This window comes from Luteipulveratus mongoliensis (assembly GCF_001190945.1).
Taxonomy (GTDB): domain Bacteria; phylum Actinomycetota; class Actinomycetes; order Actinomycetales; family Dermatophilaceae; genus Luteipulveratus; species Luteipulveratus mongoliensis.
In genome coordinates, this window is the sequence record NZ_CP011112.1 from 3210055 (window position 1) to 3231889 (window position 21835).

The 21835-nt window shown below is 68.4% G+C and carries 21 protein-coding genes and 1 riboswitch; of the genes, 15 read left to right on the forward strand and 6 right to left on the reverse strand.

Features of this window, described 5'->3' with window-relative positions; translation table 11 throughout:
* Position 1: 1 nt before the first annotated feature.
* From VV02_RS15285 to VV02_RS15295, 3 genes are read right to left on the reverse strand one after another with little or no spacing between them, the layout of a single operon-like run.
* The gene (locus VV02_RS15285; protein WP_052592797.1) at positions 2 to 1270 is read right to left on the reverse strand and encodes an extracellular solute-binding protein; all 1269 of its coding nucleotides are present in this window, start codon (positions 1268 to 1270) and stop codon (positions 2 to 4) included.
* Positions 1267 to 2706: a sulfatase family protein gene (locus VV02_RS15290; protein ID WP_083450194.1), complete on the reverse strand. Its 1440-nt coding sequence runs from the start codon at positions 2704 to 2706 to the stop codon at positions 1267 to 1269. The genes VV02_RS15285 and VV02_RS15290 overlap by 4 nt, the downstream gene beginning before the upstream one ends.
* A gap of 1 nt (position 2707) precedes the next feature.
* On the reverse strand, positions 2708 to 3742 hold the full coding sequence (locus VV02_RS15295; RefSeq protein WP_052592799.1) for a hydroxyacid dehydrogenase: 1035 nt from the start codon (positions 3740 to 3742) through the stop codon (positions 2708 to 2710).
* A gap of 110 nt (positions 3743 to 3852) precedes the next feature.
* On the opposite strand from VV02_RS15295, the gene VV02_RS15300 reads away from it, so the two are divergent.
* Both VV02_RS15300 and VV02_RS15305 read left to right on the forward strand, forming a co-directional pair.
* Positions 3853 to 5037: an ROK family transcriptional regulator gene (locus VV02_RS15300; protein WP_052592801.1), complete on the forward strand. Its 1185-nt coding sequence runs from the start codon at positions 3853 to 3855 to the stop codon at positions 5035 to 5037.
* A 172-nt stretch (positions 5038 to 5209) separates the two neighbouring features.
* The gene (locus tag VV02_RS15305) at positions 5210 to 6070 is read left to right on the forward strand and encodes a formylglycine-generating enzyme family protein (RefSeq protein WP_083450195.1); all 861 of its coding nucleotides are present in this window, start codon (positions 5210 to 5212) and stop codon (positions 6068 to 6070) included.
* On the opposite strand, the gene VV02_RS15310 is transcribed toward VV02_RS15305, so the two are convergent.
* Together VV02_RS15310 and VV02_RS15315 are read right to left on the reverse strand one after the other, a co-directional pair.
* Positions 6055 to 6765: a polyamine aminopropyltransferase gene (locus VV02_RS15310; RefSeq protein ID WP_052592805.1), complete on the reverse strand. Its 711-nt coding sequence runs from the start codon at positions 6763 to 6765 to the stop codon at positions 6055 to 6057. The genes VV02_RS15305 and VV02_RS15310 overlap by 16 nt on opposite strands.
* A 62-nt stretch (positions 6766 to 6827) precedes the next feature.
* On the reverse strand, positions 6828 to 7460 hold the full coding sequence (locus VV02_RS15315; protein ID WP_245633096.1) for a nucleoside/nucleotide kinase family protein: 633 nt from the start codon (positions 7458 to 7460) through the stop codon (positions 6828 to 6830).
* A 29-nt stretch (positions 7461 to 7489) separates the two neighbouring features.
* Between VV02_RS15315 and VV02_RS15320 the strand changes: the two genes are divergently transcribed.
* Together VV02_RS15320 and VV02_RS15325 are read left to right on the forward strand one after the other, a co-directional pair.
* Positions 7490 to 8041, forward strand: coding sequence for a DUF1697 domain-containing protein (locus VV02_RS15320; RefSeq protein ID WP_083450196.1), 552 nt, complete (start codon positions 7490 to 7492; stop codon positions 8039 to 8041).
* A gap of 87 nt (positions 8042 to 8128) precedes the next feature.
* Positions 8129 to 9997, forward strand: a complete 1869-nt coding sequence (locus VV02_RS15325) for a serine/threonine-protein kinase (protein WP_052592809.1) — start codon at positions 8129 to 8131, stop codon at positions 9995 to 9997.
* A gap of 24 nt (positions 9998 to 10021) precedes the next feature.
* On the opposite strand, the gene VV02_RS15330 is transcribed toward VV02_RS15325, so the two are convergent.
* Complete coding sequence (locus VV02_RS15330; protein ID WP_052592811.1) at positions 10022 to 11251, reverse strand: DUF2207 domain-containing protein; 1230 nt, start codon at positions 11249 to 11251, stop codon at positions 10022 to 10024.
* A 38-nt stretch (positions 11252 to 11289) separates the two neighbouring features.
* Here VV02_RS15330 and VV02_RS15335 point away from each other — a divergent pair, with 38 nt between their 5' ends.
* The 11 genes from VV02_RS15335 (at position 11290) to VV02_RS15385 (ending at position 21625) form a co-directional block, all read left to right on the forward strand.
* On the forward strand, positions 11290 to 13602 hold the full coding sequence (locus VV02_RS15335) for an FdhF/YdeP family oxidoreductase (RefSeq protein ID WP_052592812.1): 2313 nt from the start codon (positions 11290 to 11292) through the stop codon (positions 13600 to 13602).
* Complete coding sequence (gene fdhD, locus VV02_RS15340) at positions 13602 to 14447, forward strand: formate dehydrogenase accessory sulfurtransferase FdhD (protein ID WP_052592814.1); 846 nt, start codon at positions 13602 to 13604, stop codon at positions 14445 to 14447. Before VV02_RS15335 ends, fdhD begins: the two co-directional genes overlap by 1 nt.
* Positions 14444 to 15052: a cardiolipin synthase ClsA gene (gene clsA / locus VV02_RS15345; RefSeq protein WP_281177309.1), complete on the forward strand. Its 609-nt coding sequence runs from the start codon at positions 14444 to 14446 to the stop codon at positions 15050 to 15052. Before fdhD ends, clsA begins: the two co-directional genes overlap by 4 nt.
* Positions 15049 to 15951: a DUF881 domain-containing protein gene (locus tag VV02_RS15350; protein ID WP_083450199.1), complete on the forward strand. Its 903-nt coding sequence runs from the start codon at positions 15049 to 15051 to the stop codon at positions 15949 to 15951. The genes clsA and VV02_RS15350 overlap by 4 nt, the downstream gene beginning before the upstream one ends.
* Complete coding sequence (locus tag VV02_RS15355; protein ID WP_052592821.1) at positions 15948 to 16280, forward strand: small basic family protein; 333 nt, start codon at positions 15948 to 15950, stop codon at positions 16278 to 16280. Before VV02_RS15350 ends, VV02_RS15355 begins: the two co-directional genes overlap by 4 nt.
* A 5-nt stretch (positions 16281 to 16285) precedes the next feature.
* Positions 16286 to 18493 (forward strand): DUF881 domain-containing protein, encoded by a 2208-nt coding sequence (locus VV02_RS27155; protein WP_245633097.1) that lies wholly within the window; start codon positions 16286 to 16288, stop codon positions 18491 to 18493.
* 48 nt (positions 18494 to 18541) lie between these two features.
* The gene (gene gcvH / locus VV02_RS15365) at positions 18542 to 18931 is read left to right on the forward strand and encodes a glycine cleavage system protein GcvH (RefSeq protein WP_052592823.1); all 390 of its coding nucleotides are present in this window, start codon (positions 18542 to 18544) and stop codon (positions 18929 to 18931) included.
* 144 nt (positions 18932 to 19075) lie between these two features.
* Positions 19076 to 19597 (forward strand): FHA domain-containing protein, encoded by a 522-nt coding sequence (locus VV02_RS15370; protein WP_083450558.1) that lies wholly within the window; start codon positions 19076 to 19078, stop codon positions 19595 to 19597.
* A complete protein-coding gene (ftsR, locus tag VV02_RS15375; RefSeq protein ID WP_245633098.1) occupies positions 19594 to 20349 on the forward strand; it encodes a transcriptional regulator FtsR in 756 nt (251 codons plus the stop codon). Before VV02_RS15370 ends, ftsR begins: the two co-directional genes overlap by 4 nt.
* Before the next feature lie 33 nt (positions 20350 to 20382).
* Entirely contained in the window at positions 20383 to 20883 is a 501-nt protein-coding gene (locus tag VV02_RS15380; protein ID WP_052597080.1) for a bifunctional nuclease family protein, read from the forward strand.
* Between the two features lie 244 nt (positions 20884 to 21127).
* Entirely contained in the window at positions 21128 to 21625 is a 498-nt protein-coding gene (locus VV02_RS15385; RefSeq protein WP_083450200.1) for a MerR family transcriptional regulator, read from the forward strand.
* A gap of 71 nt (positions 21626 to 21696) precedes the next feature.
* A riboswitch (glycine riboswitch) is annotated at positions 21697 to 21793 on the forward strand.
* The last annotated feature ends 42 nt before the right edge of the window (positions 21794 to 21835 follow it).

A 21835-nucleotide genomic window follows, 5' to 3' on the forward strand; every position in this document is an offset into this window, starting at 1 on the left:
GTCAGCCGCGAACGGTGCGCTCGAGCGCACCGTTGGCTTCCTTCGCCGCCTGGTCCAGGGCGTCCTTCGGGCTGAGGTCACCCCGCAGCGCGGCTTGGATCTTCGGCGCGAGGGCGGCCATGATCTGGCGTGCTGCGGGGGAGGGCTCGCCGGGGTTGGCGTACTTCTGGGCCGCGGTCATAGCGGCCACGTCAGGACTGCCGCTGGTCTTGACATCGGTGCGGGTCGGGAACGTCCCTGAGGCGGCAATGAGCTTGGTCTGCTCCGGCGCCGACGACAAGAACTTCAGGACTTCGTACGCCGCCTGACGGTTGTCCTTCTTGTTGATGGACGTCAGCGCGAGCAACCCGGGGCTGCCGTACGTCGCCTGCGTGGTGCCCTTGAGTGGAGGTCCGAGCTGGACGTTGTCCTTGCCGAGCGCCGCACGCATCTGCTTGACGTCGGGAAGGGCGGCCTGCACGCGCAGACCTACCTTGCCCGCTGCGATCGGCGCTCCCTCGACCTTCGGTCCATCCGTGGCCGCATCCGGGTTCAGCCCGCCGGCCTTCTTGAGATCCACCAGGAACTGCAGCGCCGAGACGCCTGCTGGTGAGTTGAAGGCGACGCTCTTGCCGTCCTTGCTCATCACATCGCCGCCGGCCTGCCACAGCAGCGGGTAGAAGGACAGGTTGAGCGTCTGCTCCGGGTTGCCCGCGTAGTCCATGACCGCGATGCCCTTCTTGGCCAGGACCGGCGCGGCGGCGCGGACGTCGGCCCACGTCTTGGGCAGAGCGAGGCCGGCGTCCTTGAACACCTTGGTGTTGTAGGCGGTGGTGTTGACGTTCGCGAACAGCGGTACGCCGTAGACGTGGTCATCGAACGTGGCGACGTCGAGGGCGGCCGGCAGGAACTTGCTCTTGCTGTCGGCGACCGCGTCATCGACAGGCTGCACACCGCGCACGTTGAGGTAGGTCGCCGCCTGGTCCGGAGTGATCAGGACGATGTCGGGCCCGGTGCCCGCGGCGAGCGCCGCCGAGATCTGTGCATCGCGCTTGTCGAACGTCTGCATCTCGATCTTGAGGTCGATCTTGGGGTGGGCCTTCTCGAAGCTCTTCTCCTCCGCGGCCCAGAACTGCTTGCTCTTGACCGGGTCCTTGATGACCGGATACATCCACAGGGTGACGCTGCCGCCACCGTCCGAGCCGGATCCTGAGCTGCCGCCGCAGCCGGTCATGCCGATGGTGACTGCGGCCACGAGAGCGGCCACTCCGGAAGTACGTCGTGTGATCATGCCGATTCCATCTCTCGTGATTCGTGGTCGGGGGAGTCGTCGTTGGTGGGGTCCGGGTTCCAGGGCCGGGCACCGTCGCCGGCTGTCGAGGTCAGGCATCCGGACTCGAGGCCGGCGAGGACGAGACGGTGCCGACCGGTGGTCGTGCGCGCGCTGACATCTAGCAAGGGGTCATCGACCCGGCGCATCCAGGCGAGCAGCTCGGTCGCGAGGTCGTTGCCGATCGCTGCCGTGGCGGGCTCGGAGGCGAGGTTGGTCAGCTCCAGCGGATCGGCGACGAGGTCGTACAGCTCGAAGGCTGGGCTCGTGCCGACGGTCGAGCCGGCCAGGTCGACCGGTCTGCTGCGATGCACCCATGACTGGGTCGGGTCCATGACCTTCGGCGCGTTCGCGAAGTTCGCCACCAGCTTGTGGGTCGCGGAGCGGACCGAACGCTTCGGGTCGAAGTAGGTGTGGTGGCTCAGGTGTCCGAACGTGAATCTGCTTGTGGGACGGGAGCTTTCGACCACCTGCGTCAACGTCTGCCCCTCCACGTCGGTGGGCACGGGCTGGCCGACGAGGTCGAGCAACGTGGGTACGACGTCGAGATGGCTGACCATGTCGGGCACCCGACGCCCGACCCACGCCGGCCGGCCAGGCACGCGGACCAGGAGCGCGACCTCGAGACCGGGGTCGTACAACGTGCACTTCGCCCGAGGCATCGGCAGGCCGTGGTCGGTCGTGAAGACGACGACGGTGTCGTCGGACAGCCCGAGCTCGCCGAGGCGGCGCAGGATCGAGCCGACGCCTTCGTCCATGTGCCGTACGGCGCCCTGGAGCTCGGCGATCTCACGCCGCGAGCCGTCCTCGTCGATGAGGTACGCCGGCACGGTCACCCCGCGGCTGTCGTCCGGGCCGAAGCCTTCGCCGAGGAAGCCCATCACCCCGGGCTCGTCATGCCGCGACGGCGTGCGGTGCGGCTCGTGGAAGCCGACTTGGAGATAGAACGGGCGCTCGTCCTGCGCAGCGCCTTCGAGCGCCTCGACCGCGCGTTCGACCACGAGGTCACGACCACCACCGGTGCGGACCCGGTCGAAGCCGAGACGGCTCGCGACCGCCTCGTCGTCCAGGACCAGCGACTCGTGGTGCACGCCGACGAGCTCGGTCCGGTAGCCCACATCGTGCAGCCGGTGAGCGATGTGTGTCCTCGGCTCGCGCAGGTCCCAGGCGAAGGGTGCGTGCGTGAGCCCGAGCACGCCGTTGTGCTGCGGCGAGGTGCCCGTGAACAGGGACGCGCGGGCCGGGCTGCAGTGCGGAGCGGACGCGAAGGCCAGATCGAAGGTCGTGGCATCGCGGGCGAACGCGTCCAGATCGGGCGTCTGCACGGTCGACACGCCGTAGCACCCGACGAATCGGCCGAGGTCATGAGCGTGCAGGAGCAGGATGTTGCGCGCCATGTCAGCCCCTCGTGGAGAGGTCGTTGCGGCCGACGGCGTGCTGCAGCGGCCGCCCGTCGAGGTGCCGCTGGATCTCGTCAACCACGATGAGTCCGGCGCGTCGTCGCGAGTCCGCCGTGGCTCCGCCCCGATGGCCGGTCAGCAGCACGTTCGGCAGGAGGCGCCAGCGATCGTCGACGGGAAGCGGCTCGGTGTCGAACACGTCGAGCGCCACATCGATCCTCCCGGCGGACGCCGCCTCGAACAGCGCGTTCATGTCCAGGAGCGCGGACCTGGCGGTGTTCACGACCAGTGCGCCGTCCGGCATCGCGGAGATCTCCGCCGCGCCGATCAGGTGGTGTGTCTCCGACGTCTCGGGCGCATGAACGGCGACGACATCGCTGGTGGCGACCAGGGTGGACAGGTCTTGCGCGACCCCATGGAGTGGGTCGTCCGCCGGCAGGTAGGGGTCGTACACCGTCACCTGTGCACCCAGCGCCTGGCAGGCCGTGATGTAGGCACGTCCGGTGCGCGAGGCGCCGATGACGCCGATGCGTGAGCCGGACATCTCTCGGGCCCGCGGGATCTCGCGGGCCGTGTCCCAGTCGATACCGGCGCGCAAGGCATGGTCCATGCGGTGCGTACGTCGCAGGAGACTGAGCGTCGCCGTGAGGGAGAGCTCGGCGACAGCTGGGCCCATGGCCGAACCAGCCTGGGACAGAACGATTTCGCGCTCCCACAGGGCGTCGCTGACGAGGTATTTCACCGAAGCCGCGGCGTGCATGACCAGCCGAAGTCGCGGTGCTGCCGCCAGGCGCTCCGCATCCAGCCGCGGGAAGCCCCAGGCGGTGACGACGATGTCCGCATCACCCATCACGTCGCTGAACTCGGCGAGCGTCTGCACGTCCTGCGGCTCGACGGTCCGGACCTGCGCCAGGCGGCCCAGCTCGTCGGCCGGAGGCGGGAAGAAGGCGTCCCGTTCCGACGCGGCGACCGCGAGCACGAGCCTCGGAAGGCCGGATGCCGCCGCACCTGCGTTGTCGCTGGGCTGATTCATGTCGGCGACCGTAGGCCGAACGAACTCGTTTTGTCAATGACTAAAATAAGTGACAATATCGATCTGGACAGGCGGGTACCCGAAGCACGGGATGGCAGAAGGGATCGCAGATGAGCAGGGGACGGGCAGGCAGCAAAGCGCTGATCCGTGAGATCAATGAGGCTCTCGTTCTCGACGTCGTCCGCGGGCAGGGGCCGGTGTCGCGCGCTGAGATCACCGCGCGCACAGGACTGTCAGCAGCCACCGTCACGGGCATCACTGGCTCCCTGATCGGGGGCGGCTACCTCGTCGAGACGGATGTGGTGCGGGGGACAGGTGGGCGGCCGGCTCGCCTGGTCGACCTGGCGCAGGACGGACTGGTGATCGCAGGCGTCCATGTGTCGGCGACCGAGGTGGTCGCCGTTCTCGTCGGCCTGCGCGGCGATGTGGTGAGGACACGCCGGGCGCAGCTGCGCTCCACCGAGCCCGAGGTCGTGGCGCGCGCGTCCGCCCGAGCGGTGAGTGCACTCGTGGAGAGCCATCCGGGTTCGTCCCTGATGGGCGTAGGAGTGGCTGTGTCCGGCGTGGTGGACCAGGCGGGCGGGCAGGTCCGTCACAGCGGAGCCATGGGGTGGCAGGACGTCCCGTTGGGGGACTTGCTCGCCCAGGAGATCGGCACACCGATCCTGCTGGACAACTACGCCAACGCCGTCGCGATGGACCTCTTGCTGTTCGACGACACGCTCGCCCGGAGCGACCTGCTGGTCCTCAGCATCGGCGTCAGTCTTGGTGCTTCCGTCGTGCTCGGCGGCAAGGTCCATCGAGGATTCAGCGGGTCTGCCGGTGGCTTCGCCCACTCCCAGGTCAGCGATGCCCCGGCCAAGCGACAGTGCCACTGCGGAGCCGACTCGTGCCTTGAGACCTGGTCCAGCCTCTGGGGTGTTCGCGGTGAGCTCGACCGGCAGGGGACCGCGGAGGGCACGCCGTTGGATGCTCCCGGGACCGAGGCCGTGGTTCTCGACGCCGCGCGTCACCTCGGAGTGGCTATTGCCAACAGCAGCAAGCTGATCGGCCCGGAACGGGTCGTCGTCGCCTACTCCCCGGAGATCGGTGTGCCTCCGTTCGTGGAGCAGACCCAGGCCTCGTTCATCGAGCAGTACGCCCACGAGAACAGCTCACGACCCGAGCTCCAGCCGGCAACGGTGGAGCCAATGAGCCTGGCGCGGGGCGCGGCGTACGGACTGCTTGCGCAGCTGTTCGCGACCGACTCTGATCGGCAGCCGTTGCGTATCGGACAGCCAGAGATGGCTCGCTGAGCCCCGGCTACAGTCGCCGGTGCCGCCGCACGACCACCTGAGGGAGAGGACACCCGTGGCCCCCGAGCACCAGCCCCGCCCGTGCTGCGCCCCGGCGCGAGCGGCCACCGAGTCTCCGCTGCCGCAACCCGTCCCCTTGGTTGCCAGGGCGCGGGTGTCGGACCGGACCGGCATGGTGCAGCTGCCTGGCGGGACGTTTCGGATGGGCACGGACGACTCGTCCGGCTTCGCCGCTGACGGAGAGGGGCCGATCCGAGAGGTCGAGCTCGATCCTTTCCTGATCGACCGGTTCGCGGTCAGCAACGACGACTTCGCGGCGTTCGTCGAGGCGTCGGGCTATGTCACCGAAGCCGAGCGCTACGGATGGTCGTACGTGTTCGCCGGCTTCCTCGCGTCCGAGCTGCGCAGGATCTCACCGCGGTTGGAGGCCACCCCGTGGTGGGCTGGCGTCGAAGGCGCGCAGTGGCGCAGCCCCGAAGGCCCCGGCAGCACGTTGCAGGGCCGGGCCGACCACCCCGTGGTGCACGTGTCCTGGGACGACGCGCAGGCGTACGCGCAGTGGGCCGGGAAGCGACTGCCGACGGAAGCGCAGTGGGAGTACGCCGCCCGCGGGGGTCACGAGCAACGCCGCTACTCGTGGGGCGAAGAGCTCACGCCGGGCGGGGCGCACATGGCCAACATCTGGCAGGGCCGGTTCCCCGTCAAGAACACCCTCGATGACGGATTCGCTGGGACTGCGCCGGTCGATGCCTTTCCACCGAACGACTACAGGCTGCACAACATGGCCGGCAACGTGTGGGAGTGGTGCGCGGACTGGTGGACCACCGACCACGACACCGCTGTCCAGCAGAACCCACCCGGACCTTCGACCGGTTCGGCCAAGGTGATGAGGGGCGGCTCGTACCTGTGCCACGAGTCGTACTGCAACCGGTACCGAGTCGCCGCGCGCACCAGCAACACGATCGGGAGCGCCGGCGGAAACCTCGGATTCCGTTGTGTCGCAGACGTTTTCGGCTCTCAGCGCGCGACGTAGACCGTGTTGGTCGACTCTCCACCTGTGAGGAAGTTGGCGAAGCTGACGACCTGCGCCTCGGACTGGTCGAAGACCTGGCCCAGCAACGCGCTGAAGTCATCGTCCGGCGGGTCATCGGACCAGAGCGCAAACACGCCGCCGGGGTTCAGCTGGCCCTTGAGCAGGCGTAGACCGTCGGCGCTGTAGAACGCCGCATGGCTCGGGTGCAGCACGTGTCGGGGCGTGTGGTCGATGTCGAGCAGCACCGCGTCGAAACGGCGACCGGGTGAGTCAGGGTCGAAGCCCGTCTCCGATGAAGCCATCGCAAAGAAGTCGTCGAGGACGAGGCGGGTTCGCGGGTCCTGTACGAGCTCGGCCGCACCCGGCAGCAGGGCGCGCTCGTGCCATTCGATCACCTGGGGCATGGCGTCGACCACGATCATCGAGCGCACCCTGTCGTCCTCGAGCGCCGCTCGCGCGGTGTAGCCGAGGCCGAGCCCGCCGACCACGATGTCCAGGTCGGTGCCTGGCGTCTGCGCCAGACCGAGCCGGGCGAGCTCGATCTCGGCAACGGTGAACAGGCTCGACATGAGGAACTCCTCGTCGAGCTTGACCTCGTAGACATCGACCTTGAGCGTCGGCTCCAGCCGGCGACGCAGACTGATCGTGCCGCGCGGGGTCTCACTCCAGGCGAGCTCCTCGAACCGTGCGCTCACCGTGGTGTCTCCGTCTGCAGGTATCTGCGCGGGAAGCCCCGCGTCGCCCAACGTAGCGGTGACTACGACAGGCGTACGACGACGTCAGCCGCCTTCCGTACGCGACGCACCCGCTGGGCATTGCGCTCGTCGCTGCCGAGCGCACGAGCCACTGCCTCCTCGTGGGTCCGGCCGAACGTCTCGTGCCGCGCGATGAGCCGAGACCGGCGTACGTCCTCGGGCACCTCGACGTACCAGACCTCGTCGACCAGTCCGCTGACCCGCGTCCACGGCTCCTCCTGATCCAGCAGGTAGTTGCCCTCGGTCACGACCAGACGGGCGGACGACTCGACCGCGATGGCTCCGGCGATGGCGTTCTCGATGGCCCGGTCGAAGACCGGCGCCCAGACGGTCGAGGCACCTGGCCGGCGTACGCGCCGCAACAGCTCGACATAACCCTGCGCGTCGAACGTCTCGGGAGCGCCCTTGACGGGTGCCAGTCCAGTGGCGTCGAGCACCGACTGAGCCAGATGGAAACCGTCCATGGGCACGAGCACCGCTTCGATCCCGCGGTCACGATGATGGGCGACGACCTGGTCGGCGAGAGTGGACTTGCCGGCGGCGGGCGGACCTACGATGCCGAGCAGCGCGCGCTCGCGCCCGTCGAGCAGCTGCGCCACCCGCTCCATCGCCGCTTCGACGCCCAGCTCGAGCACCTGTCACCTCCACACGAAATACTGCGCCCATGAGTCGTTCCACCACAGTCCAGCCGCTCGTGGCCTTCCTGCGAGCCATCAACGTCGGCGGCCACACCGTCACGATGGCGCGTCTGCGCGAGCTGGTCGGCGAGCTGGGCTATGCGGATGTTGCCACGTTCATCGCGAGCGGCAACCTCATCGTCACCACCGACCGGACCCCACGCCAGGTCGAGAAGGACGTGGCGAGCGGTCTCGAGAAGGCTCTTGGCTACGCCGTCGAGACCTACGTGCGTACGCCGGTCGAGCTGTCCGCGATCGGCGAGGCCGAGCCGTTCGGCACGGTGGAGGACGGCCACAAGGTGCAGGTCGGCTTCCTCACCGCCGCGCTGAAGGCCGACGCAGCGCGCGCTGTGGAGGATCTGTCGAACGACTACGACACCCTGCGGGTCGACGGCCGCGAGATCTACTGGCACACCCGGGGCGGCGTCAGTGGATCGCTCATCAAACCGGCGGTCTTCGCCCGGACTCTGACCGTGCCGACGACGATGCGCAACGTGAACACGATCCGTCGACTGGTGGCGAAGTACCCGCCGGGCTGATCATCGAACCTCGGCCGCGGATGCGAATCTGTCGGTGTCATCGGTAGGTCGCGGACACCGGATGAACGCAGTGGTCATACTTGGCTCGTGAAGCTGCCTGAACCCGGCACGGTCATTGGGGGACTACGGATCGACGGCGTCGCGGGCAAAGGGGCGATGGGGGTTGTCTATCGAGCTCACCATCTGGCCCTTGACCGCACCGTCGCCATGAAGATCGTCAACCCGGACCTCGCCAACGACGACGTCTTCCGCGAGCGTTTCCGGCGTGAGGCGCGGCTAGCTGCCGTCCTGGATCACCCGCACATCGTGCCGATCTATCACGCGGGCGACGACCAGGGGCATCTCTACCTGACGATGCGTTACATCGATGGCGTCGATCTGTCGACGATGATCGCCCGACACGGACCCCTCCCACCAGCGGACGCGATCGAGATCGTGGCGCAGATCGGTGACGCACTCGACGCCGCCCAGGCGCGTGGCCTCGTACACCGCGATGTGAAGCCGGCCAACATCCTCATCACCCGCCCGCGCGACCGTTGGTACGCGTACCTCACGGACTTCGGCATCAGCAAGGACGTCCGCGATGGCGCGTTGACCCAGACCGGGACGGCCATCGGGACGCTGGACTACATCGCGCCGGAGCAGCTGGAGGGCGGCGCGCTGGATCACCGGGCGGATCAGTATGCCCTGGGATGTGTGCTGTTCAAGACTCTGACCGGCCGAGTGCCGTTCCCTCGGGAGACCGACGCCGCACGGATGTACGCCCATGTCAGTGCGCCTGTACCACCTCTGGACTCGGTACGTCCCGGCGTCGGTGGCCCGCTCGACGGAGTGGTCGCCCGAGCGATGGCCAAGCGCCCGGTCGATCGGTACGGCAGTGCGGGTGAGTTCACTCGCGCCGCGCGCCAGGCGATCGCCTCTCCACTCTCGACCGGATCCGCAGCGATCCCAACACCCGCCACACCGACCGGAGGCACGAAGCGCAGAGCCTGGGTGATCGGCGGCGTCGCCGCGACCGTCCTGGCCCTCGGCGGCGTCGCAGCGCTCACCCTCCCGGACCGGTCTCCGGCTGCCGGACCGACCACGTCCACCACGGCTGGCGGCCCGCCCGCCGGACGCATCGTTGGTGCGCCCATCAAGGTGGGGACCGGACCGGTCGACCTGACTGATGGCGACGGCTATCTCTGGACAGCCAACGGTGACGCAGCCTCGATCTCACGCATCGATCCACGAAGCCGCGCCGCGACCGACTTCAGTGTGGCCGGACAGCCCACCGAGATGGTCGTCGGACAGGGCAAGGCGTGGGTCTGGAACTACTCCTCAGCCATTACCCCGGTCGACGTCCGGACCGGCACGAGCGGCGCACTCATCAGACTCGCCGCTGACATCGGGCAGATCGCGGCAGGGGACAAGGCGGTCTGGTTCAGCGCCCCGAGCAAGGGAGCGATCGGCAAGATCGACATGGTCACCGGGCAGTTCGACGGACGATACATCCATGTTGGCCAACGACCGGTCGCCATCTCGGTTGCGAACGGCAAGGTCTACGTCGTCAACCAGAGCGACCGGACTCTGGTGACCGTCGAGGAGAAGACCGGTCAGGTGATCGGCTCGCCGCGCACCCTGCCCAGCGGCGTCACTCAGGTGAGCGCAGTCGGCGACCGGCTGTACGTCCTGGGTTCGGTCGGTATGGCCCTGGCCGGCCCCGCCAACATCTCGAGCAGCCAGCTCGTCCCACTCCGCGGCGCGACAGGTCTGACGATCGGTTCGTCGTTCTGGCTGAGCTACGCCGATCGCGATGAGGTCCAGCGCATCGCACCAGATCTGCGCACCCCGATCGGCGGACCGGTCAAGGGATTCGGACGCTCCGTCAGTGACATGGAGGTCATCGACGGCTCTCTCTGGGTGGCCGACCGGGATGCGAGCACTCTCGTACGTGTCGAGATTGCCTCTCCCTGAACGGAATACGCCACGACAGGCTGCTCAGAAGCTGAGGCATCCGGCGATGTCTGCACACCCGCCGCAGCCGTCCGCGCACCCATCCGCGCCATCGAACAGGTCACCTGCCGACCCGACGAAGTCGCCGACGCCGGAGACCAAGCCGTCGACACCGCTGGTCACGCCGTCGATGAACCCGAAGTCGGCTGATCCCACCTGCCCCAGGCTCCCGATGCCGTCCACCACCGCCGAGACGTCGAACGCCGAGCCGGCCAGGTCCGCGAGATGACCGACCAGCTCCCACGCTGCGGGATCGCCGAGGCCGGCGGAGGCATCCCAGAGCTCGGACATCCGCTGCTGGTTGAGCACTCGGGAGATCACTTTCGCCCAGTGGTCCGCCAGGCCGAACACCATGGCGTACGGCAGGTATCGGGCGAACAGACCCGCCGCCTCCTCGACCCGGATCTGGCGGGCCTCTGCGGTCTCGAGGTACTTGCGGAAGCCGAGCGTCTGGACGCGCATCGCCGTCCCTTCGGCCGTGCGCGGCGTACGGCCACGACCCCAGATGGCCATCACCAGACCGGCCAGCAGCACGCCAGAGGGGAGCGCCCACCAGTACTCGGTCGCGTGTCGCTGGGCGTACGCGTAGAGGGCGAGCGCGAGAGCGCCTGCACCCACCATGGCCAGCATCCCGAGACAGCCGAGCACCGCGTTGCGAGAGCGCGGATGTTTGCGGTACCAACCGCGATCGACCACCTCGCGGTAGAGCCCGATCTGTGCCTCTCGCAACGAGATTCCGAGGTGGTGATGCAGCTCGGACATGCGCTGCACCGGGCCGGTGCGGAACAGTGCGTCGACGATCGCGCGCTCGGTCGGCGACAGCGCGTCCTGAGCGGGTGGGTTCAGACGTCGTAGCTCCCAGTCCTTACCGACTCTCGTGATGTCGAACCAGCGCCGAACCGAGAGGTCGACGACGAGCGAGCCCAGATCGCGCGGATCGGCAGAGCTGTCGATCAGCACACCCGCGATAGCGGGACTGACGCCGACCGGCGGATGGAACTGCACGGCGACGTTGCCAGACCATTCCTGACCGCCGCGGACCCGACGCCGACGCGGCGACTGCCCAGGCGCCGGTACGAGACCAGGCGTGAGGCCGACGTACTCAACATCTCTGCGCCGCCAGCGCATCCACATGACCAGCGCGATCGCCAGCAACGGCACGACGATGCCGATGACGATGTAGCCCAGGTCCTCGTCCCGCACGGTGGTGGTCACCCTGTCTCCCCTCTGACGGCGGAGACATACTGGCAGGCATGGGTCACACCACGAGCGCCGACCAGCCCCAGCCTGTGGACAAGGACCTGTCGGTCGGTCAGCCGCCCGCCTACGCCGCCGGAGTTCCGGCCGTGGTCCGCGCCCTGCGGATGTCCGTCGCTCAGATGGGAGTGGGGCGTGCGACGCGCACTCTGCTGCACGTCAACCAGCCGGACGGCTTCGACTGCCCGGGCTGCGCGTGGCCCGACCCGAGTGACACCCGTCGCGCGGAGTTCTGCGAGAACGGCGCGAAGGCGGTTGCCGAAGAAGCCACGACCCGTCGGGTAACGCCGGAGTTCTTCGCCGAGCACTCCATCGAGCAGCTGCGCGGCCGCTCCGACCACTGGCTCGGCTCGCAGGGGCGGCTCACGACGCCGATGCACCGGCCTGCCGGCGCTGACCATTACGTGCCCGTGTCCTGGGACGCGGCCCTCGACATCCTCGCGAATCACCTTCGCGCTCTTGATGATCCGGACGAAGCGGTCTTCTACACCTCAGGTCGCACCAGCAACGAGGCGGCGTTCGTCTACCAGCTGTTCGTCCGAGCCTTCGGGACCAACAACCTGCCGGACTGCTCCAACATGTGCCACGAGTCCTCGGGCTCGGCGCTCACCGAGACGATCGGTGTCGGCAAGGGCACCGTCTCCCTGGAGGACCTCGAGCAGGCCGAGCTGATCGTGATCGCCGGGCAGAACCCCGCCACCAACCACCCGCGCATGCTCAGCACCCTCGCCGCCGCCAAGGAGCGTGGCGCCGTCATCGTGGCGATCAACCCGCTGCCTGAGGTGGGGCTGAAGCAGTTCAAGGACCCGCAGACCGTCAAGGGTGTCGTCGGCGGGGGAGTGACGATGGCGGACGACTTCCTGCAGGTCCGGCTCGGAGGTGACCAGGCGCTGTTCCAGGCCGTCGGGCATCTCCTGCTTCAGCACGAGGCCTCGATCGACCACGACTTCGTCGCCGCGCACACGTCTGGCTTCGAGGCGTACGCCGCCGCTCGAGCCTCCCTGGACTGGCCCCTCACAGAGCGGGCGACCGGCCTGACACGGGCCGAGATCGAAGGGCTGGCACAGCGATTCATCGACTCGGGCGCCACTGTCGTCTGCTGGGCGATGGGGCTGACCCAGCACCGGCACAGCGTGCCGATGATCCGCGAGGTCGTGAATGTCCTTCTGCTGCAGGGCAATATCGGCCGACCGGGCGCCGGCGTGTGCCCCGTGCGCGGGCACTCCAACGTCCAGGGCGATCGCACCATGGGCATCTACGAGAAGCCTGCCGAGCCGTTCCTGGCCGCACTGGACCGCGAGTTCGCGATGACCTCACCTCGCGAGCACGGCCTCGATGTCGTCAACGCCATCCGGGCGTTCCGCGACCACCGCGCCAAGGTGTTCGTCGGTATGGGCGGCAACTTCGTCCGCGCGACGCCCGACACGGCGGTCACCGAGGACGCGCTGTCACAGGCCGACCTGACCGTGCATGTGTCGACCAAGCTCAACGGGTCGCACGCCGTCGTCGGACGGGAGGCCCTCATCCTGCCGACGCTGGGGCGTACCGAGCGCGACGACCAGGTCACCGGCCCGCAGCTGGTGACCGTCGAGGACTCGATGAGCATGGTGCATGCCTCCCACGGACGACTGAAGCCGGCGGCTCCGGGGCTGCTCAGCGAGGTCGCCATCGTCTGTGAGCTCGCCCGTCGGGTGCTCCCGGACGCTGGGATCGACTGGGTCGGGCTGCGCGGGGACTACCGCCGGATCCGTGGCCACATCGAGCAGGTCGTGCCCGGATTCGAGGAGTTCGAGAAGCGGATCACCGAGCCCGGCGGCTTCCGGCTGCCCAGCGGTGCGCGGGAGCGGGCGTTTGCGACGGCGACGTCACGGGCACAGTTCACGGTCAATGCGCTGCATGTCATCGACTGCCCACCCGGCCACCTGATCCTGCAGACCGTGCGCAGCCACGACCAGTACAACACCACGATCTACGGCCTGGACGACCACTACCGAGGGATCAAGCAAGGCCGGCGGGTCGTGCTGGTCAACCCTTCCGACCTCGAGGAGCTCGGCTTCGCCGACGGCGACCATGTCGACCTCGTGTCCGTCTGGCGCGACGCGGGGAGCGACCACGACCAGGAGAGGCGAGCCGTACGCTTCCGCGTCGTGGCGTACCCGACAGCACGAGGGTGCGCGGCGGCGTACTTCCCGGAGACCAACGTCCTTGTACCCCTCGACTCGACCGCCGAGATCAGCAACACCCCGGCGTCGAAGTCCGTCATCATCCGGCTCGAGGCCGCGTCCTCGACGACCGCACCGCAGCGCTGATGGGTCGGGTCACCGCGCGACGACCGGTGCTGCGGATCAACCTCGACGGGCAGGACCGTCGGCGGGCCGACACCGTCGCCTCCGAGGAGCCTCTGGAGATCCGCCTCGACGGGCAGGCCTTGACGGTCACGATGAGGACCCCGGGCCACGACCTCGAGCTGACGCACGGCTTGCTCCGTGCGGAGGGCATCATCTCCTCGGCCGCGGACATTGTGACGGCGCAGTACTGCGCGGGATCGACCACCGACGTCGACGGGCACGAGGCCAACACCTACAACCTGCTGGACGTGTCGCTGCGCGAGACGTCCGCAGCAGTGCCCGTCAGCGCCCAGCGGTCGCTGATGATGCACAGCGGCTGCGGTGTGTGCGGCAAGACCAGCATCGACGCACTGGAAGCCAGCCTGCCGACCCGGAATCTCCCTCAGGAGTCACTGACCGTGGCGCCGGCCGTCATCGCTGCCCTGCCCGACCGGCTCCGTGAGGCGCAGAGCGTGTTCGCCCGGACGGGAGGCACGCACGCGGCAGGCCTGTTCGACCTCGAGGGCCAGGCCCTCGTCGTACGCGAGGACGTGGGTCGGCACAACGCTGTCGACAAGGTGCTCGGCTGGGCCGTCATGCACGACCGGCCGGTGCACGAGACGATCCTGATGGTGTCATCGCGTGCGTCGTTCGAGATCGTGCAGAAGGCCGCGATGAACGCCATCCCGGTGCTGGCGACCGTCTCAGCACCGTCCGACCTGGCTGTCGACACTGCCGATCGGCTCGGCATCACGCTGCTTGGCTTTGTTCGTGGGCGATCCCTGAACGCCTACAGCCACACGCACCGCCTAGCATCATCCTCGTGAGCGAATCGGGGACCGGCTCACCACCTGGGTCGGTGGTGAGCACACGCATCTGGACCGTCCCTAATGCGCTGTCGATGCTGCGGCTGGTCGGCGTCCCCGTCTTCTTGTGGTTGATCCTGAGTGAGCACGACACGGCTGCCCTGATCGTGCTCGCGCTCTCCGGCGTCACGGACTACCTCGACGGCAAGATCGCCCGACGCTACGGCCTCATCTCACGCCTGGGTCAGCTGCTGGACCCGATCGCGGACCGTCTCTACATCCTGTCGACCCTGCTGGGCTTCGCCTGGCGCGACATCATCCCGTGGTGGCTGGTGATCGTGCTCGTCGGTCGCGAGGTCTTCGTCGGCGCCCTTGCCCCCCTCGTACGCCGCCACCGCCTTCCGATCCCGCCTGTCCACTTCATCGGAAAGGCGGCCACGTTCAATTTGATCTACGCCTTTCCGCTCCTTCTGCTCGGTGAAGGTGATGGGGTAGTGGCCGACGTCGCGCTGCCGATCGGCTGGGCGTTCACCTGGTGGGGCACGGGCCTGTACTGGCTCGCCGCCGCGTTGTACGCGGTCCAGGTGCAGGGCATGGTCAGGCACAAGAAAGCAGTCACCGCATGAGCGATGCACCTCGGCCCCGGCCGGCGCGTCCGCCTGGGTCGAGCATGTCCCTGCTCACCGACCTCATGGAGCACCCGCTGGACCCGGGCTACCAGGAGGCAGCCGACCGGCGTACGGCTCGGGGTGAGGCGGCAGCCTCCTTGCGCGGCCCACTGCTCATCACGGTGTGCGTCCTGACGGGGCTGCTGCTGATCATTGCGGCCAACTCTCTCCGCGTACCCAAGGACGCCGCCAACCAGGAGCGTGACCAGCTCATCGGCCAGATCCACCGTCAGCAGAAGGTCGTCGACAACAAGGTCAAGGACATCAAAGGCCTGCAGGGGCAGATCAGTGCTGCCCAGCGCCAGGCGCTCGGCCGCGGTGACGGTCCGAGCATCGCCGAGGAGCTCTCCCGCGCTGAGGTGGCCTCAGGAGCGGTCGGGGTGCACGGGCCCGGCTTCCAGCTCACCCTCGACGACGCCCCGAGTGACCCGGGGGCCGGCGGCAACGCGGGCTCGGAGGGTGAGGAGCAGACGTCGGTCAAGTCGAGCGACATCCAGGTCCTGGTCAACGGGATGTGGCAGGCCGGCGCCGAAGCCATCTCGATCAACGGACAGCGGCTGACCTCGCAGTCGGCCATCCGGTTCGCCGGTTCTGCGATCTTGGTCGACTTCCGACCGCTGTCCCGCCCCTATGTCATCTCGGCGATCGGCGAGGCCGGCGCCCTGAAACAACGATTCGAGGCCGGCCCGTCCGGCAGCTATCTGAAGAGCCTGACTTCTCAGTTTCGAATGAAGGTCAAGGCTGAGAACAAGGACAATCTCAGCGTGCCCGCGTCCGCATCCCTGGGGATGCACTCCGCGTCGCCGGCCCCCGCATCCACGGCCAGCGCGTCGTCTGCTCAGAAGGAGAGCCCGTGATCCCCGCCGCCGGACTCGTCGTAGGACTTGTCATCGGGCTGTTCTTCCATCCCGAGGTGCCCTTGTGGCTGCAGCCGTATTTGCCGATCGCGGTCATCGCGGCGCTGGATGCGATCTTCGGCGCGGTGCGAGCCGTACTGGACGGCATCTTCGACGACAAGGTCTTCGTGGTGTCGTTCCTGTCCAACGTGGTGGTCGCGGGGCTGATCGTCTTCCTCGGTGACCAGCTCGGCGTCGGCTCCCAGCTGTCCACCGGCGTGGTCGTCGTGCTTGGGCTGCGCATCTTCAGCAACGTCGCATCCATCCGCCGACACCTGCTCAAGGCGTGATGTCGATGGCCAACCGCAAGAAGCGCATCAAGATCCGCCGGGCACAGTCGCCCGTCGGTGCACCCGCATCGGACGCCGAGCAGACCGATGTCGAGCCCGAAGCTCAGGACGCGACCACCGCGCCGCCTAAGGGCGAGGCGCCGAGTCCGGCTGAGCCTCCCGTGACCGAGGTCCAGGAACCCGAGGACGAGCCGGAGGCTCCCGAAGGCGACGCCGAGTCCGGGGCTGATGATGCGGAGGTGTCTGGTGATGACGACGCCGACTCCGCGTCGGCCGATGCAGACGTGCCTGCACCCGTGGACGAGACACCCGACGAGGACGACAGCCCCTCGCCCAAGGCCGCCACATCCGACGACGCCGAGGACGCCGAGGACGCCGGCGAGGACAGTGACGAGGATCCCGAGGACCAGGCGCTGCCTGCCGCCGACGACAACGAGTCTGAGGCGCCGGCCGAGGGGGAGGGCGACGGGTCTGCAGCCTCTGCCACTGCCGTGTCCGAGACCGAATGGCCGGACCTCGATGCTCCGAAGCTCGACTGGCCGGACCTCGATGGCCCTGCGCTGGGGAGCCCTACGGTCCTGACCGTCGGCGATAGCCCGGCCCGTGACGAGGCCGAGCCCGACGAGGTCGAGCAGGACACCGAGGACGCGGCACTGGAGTCGGAGGCATCTGATGCCCCGGAGGCCGAGCAGGACACCGAGGACGCGGCACTGGAGTCGGAGGCATCTGATGCCCCGGAGGCCGAGCCGGTCACCGCGGTCGACGAGCCTGAAGCGGAAGAGGCCGAGCCCGCCGCCGAGGTCGATGCGGAGTCCGAACCCGAGGCCCAGCAGGCGGAGGAGCCGGAGACTGCCGTAGAGCCGGAGGCAGCAGAGCCGGAGACCGACGAGCCCGAAGCGCAGGAGCCCGAGTCAGCTGCCGAGGTCGACGAGCCCGAAGCGCAGGAGCCCGAGTCAGCTGCCGAGGTCGACGAGCCCGAAGCAGACGAGGTCGACGAGGTCGACGAGGTCGACGAGCCACAGCAGGCGGAGGAGCCCGAGCCTGCCGTTGAGCCCGAGCCGGAGGCAGCAGAGCCGGAGACCGACGAGCCCGAAGCGCAGCAGACCGAGACAGAAGACGTCGCGTCGGACGCAGCGGACGCAGCGGACGAATCCGAGGAGCCTGAGGAGCTCGAGGCAGCAGAACTCGAGCCCGCTGGCGAGGTCGAGCCGGACGAGGCTGACACGGCTGAGCATGGTTCAGGCGCCAGCCCGATCCCGGCCGCAGCGGTGGATGCTGCGAGCACGAAATCAGCCACGGCCGGCGCCTCCCGCCTCGTCCGGATCCCCGCGCAGACCACGGCGGCCCCGAAGGCGACGAAGGCCAAGCCGGCCGACGTCGAGCCGGCGGACGTCGAGCCGGCGGACGTCGAGCCGGACGTCGCAGGCGACACGGACGGCGATGGCTCGGACGACGAGCCGACCCCTCCCACCGAGACAGCGGAGTCGACCGAACCCACGGCATGGGCACGGCTCGCGGACATGGCCCGCGTTCGGGCCACCAAGGCCAACCTGCTGGCGGCTGCTCTCGCCCTGCTGCTCGGATTCGCGGTGGTGACCCAGGTGCGTCAGACGCGGACGTCCGGGCTGGAGAACCTCCGTCAGGCCGACCTGGTCTCGTTGCTGGCGAGCGTCAACAACCAGTCGAGCCGACTCGACAAGGACGTCGGTGACCTGACCCGTACCCGTGACGGGCTGCGATCGGGGACGGACGACGCCGCGGCGGTCAAGGCCGCGCGCGACCGGCTGAACACCCTGGGCATCCTGACCGGCACGGTCAAGGCCACCGGTCCGGGCGTCAAGATCATCATCAACGATCCGAACGCCGCTGTCGGCGCGCCCAACATCCTGGACACGGTGCAGGAGCTGCGCGACGCGGGTGCCGAGGCGATTCAGATCGGCGACGTACGAGTGGTTGCCAACAGCTGGTTCGGGACCTCACAGAGCGGCAAGCTCGTGGTCGACGGCAAAGAGGTCCGGCCGCCGTACACCATCCTGGCCATCGGCGACTCCCACACCATGGCCACGGCCATGGCCATCCCGGGCGGGGTCGTCGAGCAGGTCAAGCAGATCGGGGCGCAGCCCACCGTGCTGGAGCTCCACAAGGTCGATGTCAACGCGTTGCGGGCCGCCTCGAAGGCTCGTTACGCTCAGCGCGACGACAAGGGTCCGTGAGCCGATGTCACGGCATCGACGAGATTCCCTGATAACCAAGGAGATTGCATGAGCGAGCTGGAGTACCCCGCTGACCTTCGCTACACCACCGATCACGAGTGGGTGGCTGACAAGGGCGACGGCGTCGTCCGTGTGGGGATCACCGCTTACGCTCAGGACGCGCTGGGTGACGTCGTCTACGTGAGCCTGCCGGCGGCGGGCGACAGCGTCACCGCTGGTGACAGCTGCGGCGAGGTCGAGTCCACCAAGTCCGTCAGCGACCTCTACTCACCGCTGACGGGCGAGATCGTGACGGTCAACGAGGCGTTGGACGCTTCACCCGAGCTGGTCAACAGCGACCCTTACGGCGAGGGCTGGATGTACGAGCTCAAGGTCGCCGACGCGGCGGCGCTGGAGGCACTCCTGGACGTCGCGGCGTACCAGGCGACCCTCGGCTGAGCCGGCCCGCACGACCTCTTTTCGGACCCCAGGTCAAGCCTGGGGATTCCGACGCTTGATGTCCCGGCAGTCGCCTAAGGTTGGCTGCCTGACCTCAGACCTCCACGAGAGGTCTGACCGACGTACGACGACAGGTAGGTGGACATGTCCGACCAGGACCGGGGTTCCCAGCCGGGCGACCCCGACGAGGGCCGGGTCAGCGACAATGCGTTCGAGCCACAGGGCTCGGGCAGCTACGCCGACGATGCGACAACGGCACGGCTGCCGTCCTTCACCGAACCCGGGAGCCCGGAGTTCGTGCCGGACGGCGAGAGCCGTCTGTCCAACTCCGACCAGGCGACCGTCGAGGCGCTGCGCCCCGGCACCGCGCTGCTGATCGCTCTGCGCGGGCCTAATACCGGAGCGCGCTTCCTGCTGGATGCCGACGAGGTGAGCACGGGCCGTCACCCGGACAGCGACATCTTCCTCGATGACGTCACCGTCTCGCGTCGGCACGCGATCTTCCGTCGCACGACCGGCGGCTTCGAGGTCCAGGACGTCGGGTCGCTCAACGGCACCTACGTCAACATGCAGCTCGTCGACTCAGCGCCGCTGCGTACGGGTGACGAGGTGATGGTGGGCAAGTTCCGCCTGGTCTACTACGGCAGCGCCCAGCCAGCGTCGTGACCACCAGGCCCGGCAAGGCCACGATGCCGGACCGATCGAGCGCGCGAGACAAGTCGGACGCGCCCGCCGAGACCGTTCGCGGCGGGCGCGGGCTGACGATCGGCGCCGTGCTGGCGCACTTGCAGGACGACTTTCCTGACCTCACGGTCTCGAAGGTCCGCTACCTGGACGCTGAAGGGCTCGTCTCACCCCAACGCCGTGACTCCGGCTACCGCGAGTACTCCGAGCGAGACATCGAGCGGCTCCGGTTCGTGCTGGCAGCCCAGCGCGACAAGTTCTGGCCGCTCAAGGTGATTCGTGATGCCTTGGATGCCTTCGACCGCGGCCTGCAGCCCGACGCCGGACCCTCCGGACGGCCTCACGTGCCGGCGGCAACGGAGAACGCAGAGGTGCCGGACGCCGAGTCCCTGGCACAGGCTCCGCGAGTTCTCCGCCTGACCCCGCGTGAGCTCGCGGAGGGCAGCGGCCTGACCGACGCCGAGGTGGCCGAGCTCGTGACGTTCCACCTCGTGCGGCCGGATGGTGACGGGCACTTCACCGAGTCCGACCTGACGGTGGCTCGGGCCGCCCACGCTCTCTCGGCGTACGGCGTACAGGGTCGGCACCTGCGGGCGTTCCGTCTCGCGGCCGACCGGGAGATCGGGTTGGTCGAGCAGGTGGGCGGCACTACTCCCGAGCAGCGCGCACAGGTACTCGCGCAATGCCTCTCCCTCCATGTGGCGCTCGTCCGCGCGGGTCTGCACGAGCAGTGATCGCCCGCGCTCCCAGGGGGTAGCGTGGTGGTTGTGAAACAGGTCGACGTGATGGGCGTCCGGGTCGAGATGCCGACCAACAACCCGATCGTGCTGCTGCGCGAGCGCGACGGCGAACGCCACGTCCCGATCTGGATCGGTGCGCCGGAAGCCACGGCGATCGCGTACGCCCAGCAGGGGGTGACGCCTCCGCGGCCACTCACGCACGACCTGCTGGTCGACCTGGTCAATCGTCTGGGCCACTCGTTGACCGAGGTCCGCATCACCAAGATGGAGGACCAGATCTTCTACGCCACCCTCGTGATCGACGGTACGACCGAGATCAGCTCGCGCTCCTCGGACGCGATCGCCGTGGCGCTGCGCGCGCAGGTACCGATCATGGTGGCCGAGGGCATTCTCGATGAGGTCGGCGTGGTCGTCCCCGTTGAGGAGGAGGATGAGGTGGAGAAGTTCCGCGAGTTTCTCGACCAGGTCTCGGCCGAGGACTTCGAGGCGCCGCCAGGCGAGGGCGGCGAGACGCCGCGCGAAGACTAACGATCAACTACAACTCAAGACTTGACCGGAGTCCACGCGACACGCCGACCGCTGGACCCCTCGGTCGTTGACCGTGCCCCTGGCCAGGCATAGCGTCAAGGACAAGTCACCAGTCGGCAGGACGTCCGTCAGGACGAGTCACTCGGAGGTTGTCGTGGTTACCACGGGCGAAGCACGGTCGACAGGTTCGACAACCCCAACGCCTTTACAGGGCGCACTGTTCACCGAGGTCCTGCCGGAGGAGATGACCGACTCGGTCGGTTACCGCGGGCCGGCTGCCTGCCGCGCCGCAGGAGTCACCTACCGACAGCTCGACTACTGGGCCCGCACCGGTCTCCTTGAGCCGTCCGTGCGCAACCCGTCCGGCTCGGGTCATCAGCGGCTCTACAGCTTCCGCGACATTCTCGTCCTCAAGGTCATCAAGCGCCTGCTCGACACCGGCGTCTCGCTTCAGCAGATCCGTATCGCGGTCGCCGCGCTGCGTGACCACGGTGTCTCGGACCTGGCCGGCATCACGCTCATGTCAGACGGTGCGACCGTCTACGAGTGCACGTCCGACGACCAGGTCATCGACCTGATGCGCGGCGGCCAAGGGGTCTTCGGGATCGCGGTCGGTTCGGTCTGGCGCGAGGTCGAGGGCAGCCTCGCCGAGCTGCCCAGCGAGCGTCCTGACGACGAGGAGCCGGCCGTCCACCCCGACGACGAGCTGCGCGCACGCCGGGAGCAGCGCAACGCGGGTTGACCGCACCTCCCCGCTGATCTGAGTGGCTGGATGGGCTTCACCGCGCGCACTGGTAGATTTGGCCCCGCCGAAAACACCGGACGGGAGAGTCCCCATCGCATCTGACGATGGGGCGCCGAAGGGGCAAACTCCCCGGAACCTCTCAGGCGCCAGGACCGCCCGGATCAGGCAGCTCTGAAGCGGCACGTCCGCGACAGAGGGGGAGACGCA